The 10,053-nt window shown below is 38.0% G+C and carries 7 protein-coding genes; 5 read left to right on the top strand and 2 right to left on the bottom strand.

Features of this window, described 5'->3' with window-relative positions:
- The 3 genes from ACKI5B_RS06765 to ACKI5B_RS06755 form a co-directional block, all read left to right on the top strand.
- Window positions 1–1,282: excinuclease ABC subunit UvrA (locus tag ACKI5B_RS06765; RefSeq protein WP_486401668.1), on the top strand; the 1,282-nt coding region annotated here is incomplete at its 5' end.
- Between the two features lie 80 nt (window positions 1,283–1,362).
- A complete protein-coding gene (locus ACKI5B_RS06760) occupies window positions 1,363–4,686 on the top strand; it encodes an LPS-assembly protein LptD (protein WP_407427102.1) in 3,324 nt (1,107 codons plus the stop codon).
- Between the two features lie 224 nt (window positions 4,687–4,910).
- Complete coding sequence (locus ACKI5B_RS06755) at window positions 4,911–5,639, top strand: hypothetical protein (RefSeq protein WP_407427100.1); 729 nt, start codon at window positions 4,911–4,913, stop codon at window positions 5,637–5,639.
- Window positions 5,640–5,784: 145 nt separating this feature from the next.
- On the opposite strand, the gene ACKI5B_RS06750 is transcribed toward ACKI5B_RS06755, so the two are convergent.
- Together ACKI5B_RS06750 and ACKI5B_RS06745 are read right to left on the bottom strand one after the other, a co-directional pair.
- Window positions 5,785–7,248, bottom strand: coding sequence for a nicotinate phosphoribosyltransferase (locus ACKI5B_RS06750; RefSeq protein WP_407427098.1), 1,464 nt, complete (start codon window positions 7,246–7,248; stop codon window positions 5,785–5,787).
- Window positions 7,249–7,370: 122 nt separating this feature from the next.
- Window positions 7,371–8,198 (bottom strand): SDR family NAD(P)-dependent oxidoreductase, encoded by an 828-nt coding sequence (locus ACKI5B_RS06745; RefSeq protein ID WP_407427096.1) that lies wholly within the window; start codon window positions 8,196–8,198, stop codon window positions 7,371–7,373.
- 151 nt (window positions 8,199–8,349) lie between these two features.
- Between ACKI5B_RS06745 and ACKI5B_RS06740 the strand changes: the two genes are divergently transcribed.
- Both ACKI5B_RS06740 and fliW read left to right on the top strand, forming a co-directional pair.
- The gene (locus tag ACKI5B_RS06740) at window positions 8,350–9,597 is read left to right on the top strand and encodes a flagellar hook-associated protein 3 (RefSeq protein WP_407427094.1); all 1,248 of its coding nucleotides are present in this window, start codon (window positions 8,350–8,352) and stop codon (window positions 9,595–9,597) included.
- 15 nt (window positions 9,598–9,612) lie between these two features.
- A partial coding sequence (gene fliW, locus ACKI5B_RS06735) for a flagellar assembly protein FliW (RefSeq protein WP_407427092.1) occupies window positions 9,613–10,053 on the top strand: 441 nt, incomplete at its 3' end.

The following is a 10,053-nucleotide window of genomic DNA, read 5'->3' as shown; positions in this document are numbered from 1 at the left end:
GGATAACGAGCGGCTTATTGAAACTCTTACATACCTTCGAGACCTTAAAAACACGGTAATCGTAGTTGAACATGACGAGCAGACTTTACGCACGGCTGACTGGCTTGTTGACATTGGCCCCGGTGCCGGCGTTCACGGCGGAAATGTAATCGCTTCGGGAACTCCACAGCAGGTTATGGAAGTTGAAGACAGCCTTACGGGTCAGTACCTTAAAGGCACTCTTTTTATGCCGATTCCGAAAGAAAGGCGAAAGGGTAACGGCAAATTCATTTCGATTAAGGGAGTTCGCGAGCATAACCTTAAAAATGTGAGCGTTGATATTCCTCTCGGAACATTTACCTGTATTACAGGCGTTTCCGGAAGCGGAAAATCAACTTTGCTCAGCGATGTTTTTTATCCTGTAGTTTCAAATACTCTCATGCGCACTGAATACAAATGTGGCGAGCACGATTCAATTACAGGAATCGAAAATATCGACAAGGTAATCAATATTGACCAGAGCCCGATTGGCCGAACTCCTAGAAGTAACCCTGTTACATATGTAGGTGTTTTTGATTCTATACGTGAGCTTTTTGCTTCACTTCCTGATTCAAAGGCACGCGGTTACAAAGGCGGCCGTTTCAGCTTTAACGTAAAGGGCGGGCGCTGCGAAAACTGTCAGGGTGCAGGCACTATCACAATCGAAATGAACTTCTTACCTGATGTTTTCATTCAGTGTGATGTATGTCACGGCCACCGTTTTAATCAGGAAACTCTGGATGTGCGGTATAAAGGCAAGAATATTTCTGACGTACTCAACATGACAATCGAAGAGGCGGCAGAATTCTTCAATGCAATTCCGCACATTTCTCGAAAGCTTGAGACTTTGAAGAGTGTCGGTCTTGGCTACATTCAGCTTGGACAGTCGGCTTTAACGCTTTCAGGCGGTGAAGCCCAGCGCGTAAAGCTTGCAACAGAGCTTGCCCGGCCTTCGACAGGAAAAACGCTTTACATTCTGGACGAACCTACGACGGGCCTTCATTTTGCGGATGTAAAAGTTCTCATGGAAGTAATTCAGCGGCTTGTCGATAAAGGAAACTCTGTCGTTATGATTGAGCACAACCTTGACGTAATCGCTCAGGCAGATTACATAATCGACTTGGGCCCTGACGGTGGAAACAAAGGCGGTCAGATTGTCGATACCGGAACTCCCGAAGAAGTGGCGGCAAACTGGCAGAAAACCGGAAGCTACACGGGCAAGTTCATAGAGGACACCTTGAAGCACGGTCATCGTGAAGAATAGAATCCACAGATTAACACAGATGAGCACAGATTGTAATTTTAATCTGTGAAAATCTGTGCATATCTGTGGATAGAAAAAATATGAAAAAAGTTTTTTTGCTTGCAGTTCTGATTTTCTCTTTTTTGGCGATTGTTCCGTTTTACGGGGCTGAAGGCGAAAAATCCGTTATCTCTATTGAACAGGCCCAGAAAGTTGAAAATACAAAAGATGCTGTTTCAGGAGATGACTGCATTGTTCTTACCGGAAATGTAAAAATTTCTGTAACGCGCGGCAGCACTAAAACAACGATTTCAGCCGAAAAAATAAATTACAACCGTGCAACAGAAATGCTTTATGCAGAAGGAAGCGTTTCTCTTGAACAGACAGGCGGTTCTGCCGGCGGTGAAACAATTACGGCTTCAAGCCTTCTTTTTAATACTGCAACCCTCGAAGGCGTTTTTGACAACGGACGGGCAGTGCAGACTTCAAGCGATGCAATTAATCTTCCTTCAGGTTCAACTTTAATCGTTGCGTCCGAAGTTTTTGGCCGGGATTCCGGTGGAACAATCGCATTTAAATCCGGTGAACTTACTTTCTGTGATGATGAAAATCCGCACTGGCGCATCAAGGCTCGCCGTATATGGCTTTTACCGGGCGGCGAATTCGCATTTTTGAGCGCAATTCTTTATGTAGGCCATTTTCCGCTACTGTATCTGCCGGCTTTTTATTATCCGAAAGACGAACTTTTATTTAATCCGACATTCGGTTTTAGAGTTCGTGAAGGGTATTACATAAACACAACTACATATCTCTACGGCAGAAAAGGAAGTGATGCTGTAAGCAGCGCAGATATCAGCAGTACAACTGATGACGAAGATGATGATGATACAATAAATTTCTTCAGCTTCATGAATACAGGAACGCTTAAAGAACAGCGTCGTGAAGGACTTGTGCTGCATAATCTTGATGAGAATTTTTCAGGCGATACTTCGAAATATTTTAAAGTAATGGCTGATTATTATGCAAACCTTGGAACAATGGTTGGTTTTGATGGTGTTTTTGCCCCTGGAAGTGTACTTACAAGTCTTACAACAAATCTTGAATTAGGATTTTCAAATACAATTTTCAGAAATAATTATATCTATCTGGCAAAAAATGCTTCAGGAGAAATTATAACCGATAAATCTAACTTTATGGGTATGGAATTTCCTTTCCGTTTTCAGGCTAATTTAAAATTCACAATTGCTAAGCCTTTTTCACTTACTTTTTCTATGCCGATTTATTCAGATCCTTACTTTGCTTATGACTTTAATACACGTGCAGAAACAATGGACTGGATTGATTTTGCGATGAGCGGGGCAGGTGCAGAAACCAGTACAGATGATCTTACAGTATCAGAAACTTCCTCATTTACCTGGAGCTTAAGCGGTTCTTATACTTTAAAAGTTCCGGAACTTTTTAATCCCTTTATATCTTCAATTGCAGTTTCTTCATTCAGTTCATCGATAGTTTATTCTTCGAAAGCCAATGAGGGATTAACTTCAGATGACAGATATGCAGGAGATACATCCTGGGCTACATATAGTCCGGAAAGAAAATTTTATTATCCTTCACAGATTACGCCTTTTAAAATTAGCGGGAAAATAGCAGGAACCTTAATTCAAATTCCTTCAAAAACAACATCGAAATCTTCTGCATCAACTTTAATTCTTACACCTCCTTCCGATTTAGATACATCAGAAAAAAAAGAAGAAGATTCCGATCAAAAGAATTCTGATCATGAAAAAGAAGGGGAAGATGCTGAAAAAAACTTATCAGAAAATGAAAACTCTCCTGAAAATGCAGAAGAAAAAACTATTCTGGATGAAACTTATCTTCCAGCTATTTCAACTCAAGCTTTTTCTACCACAGCATTAAACGGAATTACTTATTCTCTTGGCTATACCATTTCTCCTGATTATACATCACAATTTTCTTATTCGTCTGCTATTCTTCAAACTCCGGAAGATTTTGACTGGAATGACATGCAGTCGACTTATATTCAGGTAAAAGTGCCGACTGTTTTAACGAGCAAACTTGGATACAGAGACAGTTTTATCTCTTTAACAGATACATTTACGTTTAATCCGCTTTATCAGGCACATCCATATTTAAAAATTACAGATACAAGTTCAGAAGGCGGTTATACAGAAACTTCTGCAAAATCAGTAAAAAAAGCAGACTGGGCTGCACGTAAGCTTGATTTAACCGATGTAAATGCCCTTACGCTCAAACCTTTTTACTACACGGAACATTTTTCTGACACTTCCCTTACATGGAACACAACTATAAAAATGATTCGTCTTGATTATACAGGTGCTGATGAAGATTCATCAAATCCTGTAGCAAAATGGGATTATCTTACTACGGATTTAACTGACGAAGACTGTGTAACAGTACATAATTTAAATTTAGTCCTTTCAGCAAATGAATTTAATAAAAAAGTCTATCAGACACTTTCTCTTACAAGTACTCTTCCACCACAAGTTGATGCTTACAGCGGAACTTTGACACTTGGCTTTCCATATGTAACACTTTCTGCCGGTACTGGAATTAAACAGACAAGTTCAACAGACAGCACCTGGATAAAGGATGATTTTACCCAGTCATTAACTGTTAATATGTTTGACAGTAAATTAAAATTTACACAGTCTTATGTCTATGATCTTGAAGATGATTATAAATCTTCCCTAAAATTTGCACTTTCCGGATATAATTTGCAGGCTGCCTATACAGCTTCTTATACAACAGGTTATGATTTTGATCCATCTAAGGGCTGGGTCAGTAACAGCAGCAAAAAATTTCAGCCTTATCAGGCAAGTCTTGCCTATGCAAGCGGAACTAAAACTTTTAAGCGCTGGAGTGACCGTATTTCTGTTGCACCTTCGCTTTCTACAAGTGTGGTTTATGATTGTATTCGCCCAACTAACAGTTATTTTAAATTTATTCCTGCATTGACATTTAAAATAAATGATTTTCTCAGCCTTACTTTCAGTTCGGAATCAAAAAACAGTGTTATTTACCGTTATTTCTGTTCTGATTCAGATTATGAAAAATATTATGGCAGCGGGGGAGAACGGAATTTCTTCACTGATTTAATAAATTCTTTTAGATTTGATGATGAAGAAAAGCGAAAAGCCAGTGCATTTAAACTTCAGTCATTAAAGATGACAGTAACGCACGACCTTGATGACTGGGATTTGAACTGTTCCTTCTCAATTACTCCACGTCTTATGACTAGTTCAAGTACAGGCTATAACCGAACTGACGGAAAATCATATTACGATTTCAGTCCTTATTTTACAATCAGTGTTGCATGGCGTCCATTAGCCAGCATGAAAACAGAAATTGTTGATGAATATGGCGAATGGGAGTTAAATCCTTAGATTAGTACATTTAAACTGAGTGTTATTATTGTATTTACTCGAAATAAAATGGAGTAAGATAAGAGTTTATTTATTTTTAGTTAAAAATATCCTTAAATCTAAAAAAGCGTGTTATGATAATATTAAGAGAGTTTTTATTTTAAAACTATATTTATAAAAAGCTGGATATACTAAAATTCGTTTTTTGTATTCTTTATTTGGGTGGTGGGCAATGTGAGGCAAAAATGTGTTTTATTTTTTCTGGTAAAGACAAAAAGTTTTGTGAGCATCTTTATGAACAGATAGCTGATATTGATGATGCTTATTTTTTCTTTGAAAACGGACTTGATCTTTTAAAAAATATCACAGGGTTGATTTTAAAATGTGATATACTTTTTCTTGATTATGAAATGTATAAAGATTATGCCGGTTTTATTTATGATATTTTCTGTTCAAAAAATCTTATACTTCCAATTATTCTTTTAGGTGATAAGCGAATTTCAGCAGGCTTAAGAGTTGCAAGATGGGTTTCTGAAAATGAATTTTATTACAATGTACAGACCCTTCATACAATGCTGCCTGTTTTTAATAAAATTAATGATGCTCTTAATTCCTGCTCGCTGGAACACACTGTTGAACCTGTTATAATGCCAGAAGTAAAAGACAAAAAAAGCCTTGAAACATTTCCTGATAATAATAATCTTGTAGAAAAAATAAATCAGGAACTGCATTTAAATTACAGTATGCTGAAATTATTGAATCTTTTTCATGAAAGATATGATACAGATGTTTCAATTGAGGAAATTCTTCTTTCTTTATCTATTCAATCAGATTCTGAAAAAGAAAATAAAAATCTCACATATGCATACATTTCAAGATTGAGAAAACATTTAAAATTGTCATCCTATGCACAGTTAAAAAATGTTCAAATCTGCCGGAGTGGAAAAGGATTTTACCGGATGATAATGAATTAGTATTAAAATTTTAATTTAATTTTTGACAGATAATTCAGGTCGGAAAGAAGCACGCAAAAGACTTATTTTATTGACAAACGGTGATAATGCAAAAAAAAACGGATGCTTCTTTAATAAAGAACATCCGTTTTTATTAGTGACTTAATTATTTAATTCTTGCTTTAATGAATTCCATTTTAAGTTCTTTCATGGCTTCGGTGAGCGAAACTTTGTAGATGTGCGGGTTCAGGATGCGCTTATATGAACCGTCAAAGCTTTCAAGCTGTTTCTGCATTGTTTCGCGTGCAATACGTAAAACTTCAGCTTCGGTTTTCTTTTCGCCGATTCGCTTTCCGCCTTCAACAACTTTTTTGAGCATTGGTTCAACTTTGCTTGCTTTGAATACAAACTGTCTGTAATCTACCATCGGATGGTAGTAGCGGTACTCGGTATTCGGCTCGATTGTTTCGTCTGCAAGTGCTATGATGTCAGCTTTTGCATTGCCTTCTTCGTCATAAAGACGCCAGACATTTTTGATTCCAGGGTTTGTGTTCTTTTCAGGATTATCACTGAATTTCATGGCAGGTTTTATTTCACCGGTTGTTTCATCGTGGCGGGCACCAAGTTTATAAACGCCCGTAAAGCTTGCTTCGTTTCCGCCTGTTACCATATGGGTTCCAACTCCCCAGGAATCAATCGGAGAGTTCTGAGAAACTAAAGTTTCGATGATTTCTTCTGTAAGTTCGTTTGAAACACAGATTTTTGCCTGTGGAAAGCCTGCTTTGTCTAATTCTTTGCGGACTTCGCGGGTAAGGTACGAAATGTCGCCTGAATCAAGACGAACACCGAAATTGTATCCCTGTTCTACAAGTTCACGTCCTACAGTGATTGCATTTTTAATTCCGGAGCAGAGAGTGTCGTAAGTGTCGATAAGGAAAACTGCATTTGTCGGATAGATTTTTGCATAAGCGCGGAAAGCATCAAGCTCGCTTGGAAAAGCCATAATCCATGAGTGAGCCATAGTTCCCATTACAGGAATTCCGTAAATCTTTCCGGCTAAAGTATTGCTTGTTCCTGCAGCTCCGCCGATAAAACTTGCTCTTGTTGCGCTCATGCCACCGTCAGGACCCTGTGCACGGCGAAGACCAAATTCCATGATTCCGCCTTTTTTGCTTGCAAGCCATACACGGGCTGTTTTTGTTGCAATAAGACTCTGGAAATTGATGATATTAAGAATAAGTCCTTCAACAATCTGTGCTTCGATTAAATTTGCGTGAATTCGTACAATTGGTTCCTGCGGAAAGATAATAGAACCTTCTTCAAAAGCATACATATCGCCTGTGAAGCGGAAATTTTTCAGAAATTCTAAGAAGCCTTCTTCAAAAATATTCCGGCTTCGAAGATATTCGATGTCGTCTTCGCCAAAAGTAAAGTCTGTAATTGCGTCGATAAGATTTTCAAGACCTGCAAAAACTGAAAATCCTCCGTTAAAAGGCTGCCTGCGGAAAAACATATCAAAAACAACCTGATGATTCATGTTGTTTTTCCAGTAGCCCTGAGCCATAGTAAGCTCGTAGAAGTCGGTGAAGAGCGCATTGTTTGTGACAGCGCTTTTCTGTGGTTCTGCCATAAGATTACCTCTTTTGTAATAAATATTAAAAAATGTGCAGATGTTTTTCTCCAGCGTTTACCGGCTTCATAAGCGATAAAAACCGACATCGCTTTGTATTTTAGCGGAATTTTTGTAAACACTCAATATTCAGATGTTCCCTGCTGCGTCTTGAGATAAGGCCTTTTGTTGTACTTAAAAGTATATCTTGCACATAAATAACGACCTATAAACCTGCTCATAAATGCCGTGAATTTCCATTTTAATGACCAGAGAATTATTCGTTTACCTTTTTTTGCTTTATTCAGACAGTGAGCGACTATGGCGACAGGATTTTTTCCATTAAGAACTTCTTTTCTTGCTCCATTTGATGCAATATTTGCAAAGTCTGTTGATACACTTCCTGGGCATAGAGTACATACTTTTATGCCTTTATTTTTTAATTCTGCTGCCAGAGCAACGGAAAAGGAAAGAACGTAGGATTTTGTTGCAGCATAAACAGCAAAATTTCCAAGCGGAAGAAAAGCTGCCAGTGAAGATACATTTATAATTACTGAACCTTTTTTCATGAAGGGAATTACAGCCCCGCAAAGACCTGTTAATGCCGTACAATTTAAATCAATCATAGAAAGCTCTTTATCAAGCGGCGTTTCTGCGAATTCTCCATATGTACCGAATCCGGCGTTGTTTACAAGCATATTGATTTCAAATCCGCCTGAAATTTTTTCTGTAGCCAGAAAAGTCTTAAAAAGATTTACACCTTCTTTTCCTGATAAGTTCATTGGAATGATTTTTATTTCTGAAATATTTTGTGCTTTTTCATTTTCAATTTCATTTTTTACATCTTCCAGTTTATCTTTGCTTCTGGCTATAAGCCAGAGTTCTGAACTTTCGGTATTTTTAGAAATTTGTTTTGCAAATTCTGCGCCAATTCCAGAACTGGCACCCGTAATAATAGTAATGTTTCTCATTTTTACATTGTAACATTAATTCAAAAAAGTTCAAAATTTATCTAAATTCATTCTTCATTCTTCCGATATTTAAAGAGAGTAAATTTAGATTTTTTATTGCGGATTCATTTAATAAAACTATTGAATTTGTGATTAAAAAATGGAGGATGTTATGCCGACAAGAATCAGTTCACAGTTAAATAACAATCAGACTCAGTATAATTTGCGCCGCCAGGAAGTAAAACGTGCAAAAATTGATAATCAGATTGGCACACAGTCTAAGATTTCCTCTCTCCGTGATGATCCGATTGCTGCCGGACATCTTGTAAAATATCAGTCATATCTTACACGAGTAAATAATTTTGAAAAAAATGCAACAACTTTAAGTGACCAGTATCTTTACCGCGAAGGCTACATGACAAATTCACTTGAAATTATGCAGCGGGTGCGGGAACTTGCCGTAACAGGTGCAAATGGTGTTTATACTAAAGATGATATGCGGAATATGGCTGTTGAAGTTAATGAACTTTTGGGAGAGCTTATTCAGAACGCAAATGCCGTTTCTCCTGACGGTAATTCTCTCTTTGCAGGAACAAATTCCAATATCCGCGCTTTTGACGTAGATATGGGGGCTGTGGAAGGTTCAACTGTTCCGCTTGTTTCGGCTGTGCATTACAACGGTTCAATTGAAAGTAATAAAGTTGAAGTTGATGAAAATAAATACATTACTGTAGAAAGCGCAGGAAACAGAGTTTTCTGGGCAGAAAATCAGCGTCTGTTCGGCGGGCGCGATGCACGGCAGTGGCAGGCTCAGAATGATTCTGTGATTTCAGTTGACGGTCAGAAAATTTTTGTAGAAAGCGGAGATAACGTATATGCTCTTGTTTCAAAAATCAATGCAAGTGGTGCGGCTGTAAAAGCTTCACTTGATCCTGTAACTCACGGTCTTAATCTTTCGACTACCGATGCCCGTCAGCTTTGGCTTGAGGATGTCTCTGGTTCTGCTCTTAATGAACTTGGAATCATTAAAGATTCAAGCCAGCATCCTCCGTACAATATCGGAGATTCTGTCCGTGTTACAGGCGGCTCACTTTTTGATACTGTAATTGCACTTAGAGATGCAATGTTTGCAGGTGATAACGAAGCAATCGGCGGACGTGTTCTTGCAAGCCTTGATGCGGGAATTAACACACTTGTTAATCGCGTAGCAAAATCCGGCAGTGAATATGAAAGATTACAGAACGATATGACCAGAAATGGAGCTGTTGCACTGAATGTAACAGGCCAAATCAGCCGGGAAGGGGATTTAGATTTAACAAAAGCGATTACGGATGAAAAAATGCTTGAATACACACAGAATGCTACACTTTCCACTGCCGGCAAAATGTATTCATCAACGCTGTTGAATTATATGCGATAAAAAATGGAGTAAATCATGGAAGTTAAAACTAAAACTATGGGAACTGTTTCGGTTGATGAAAAAAATATCATTGAATTTCCGAACGGACTTCTCGGATTTGAAGATTTTCACAGATATGTACTGATTGAATCTGAATACAAACCTTTTTTCTGGATGCAGTCACTTGATGAAAGTTCTCTGGCTTTTTTAATTGTAGATCCGTTCATTATAGCTGAAAACTATGAACTTGATGTTGATGACAAGGCTTTATTTGAGATTGATGTAGTTTCATCAGCAGATGTAATAGTATGGGCAATTGTCACAGTTCCTAGTGACGGTGGACCTGTTACTGCAAATTTACAGGGACCTGTTGTTGTGAATAAAAAAAATAATCTGGCTCTTCAGGTAATTTTAGCCGATACAAAATGGACAACAAAATACAACATCATAAAAGCCCTCAAGGCAAAGGGGGCAAAA

This window comes from Treponema sp. (assembly GCF_045657965.1).
Taxonomy (GTDB): domain Bacteria; phylum Spirochaetota; class Spirochaetia; order Treponematales; family Treponemataceae; genus Treponema_D.
This window is presented reverse-complemented; position numbering and strand designations above follow the sequence as displayed.

What these genes read in the sequence shown, in the direction of transcription:
- ACKI5B_RS06745 (WP_407427096.1), bottom strand. Translation starts at nt 8,198, where the DNA reads ATGAGAAACATTACTATTATTACGGGTGCCAGTTCTGGAATTGGCGCA.
- ACKI5B_RS06755 (WP_407427100.1), top strand. Translation starts at nt 4,911, where the DNA reads ATGTGTTTTATTTTTTCTGGTAAAGACAAAAAGTTTTGTGAGCATCTT.
- ACKI5B_RS06760 (WP_407427102.1), top strand. Translation starts at nt 1,363, where the DNA reads ATGAAAAAAGTTTTTTTGCTTGCAGTTCTGATTTTCTCTTTTTTGGCG.
- ACKI5B_RS06740 (WP_407427094.1), top strand. Translation starts at nt 8,350, where the DNA reads ATGCCGACAAGAATCAGTTCACAGTTAAATAACAATCAGACTCAGTAT.
- ACKI5B_RS06750 (WP_407427098.1), bottom strand. Translation starts at nt 7,248, where the DNA reads ATGGCAGAACCACAGAAAAGCGCTGTCACAAACAATGCGCTCTTCACC.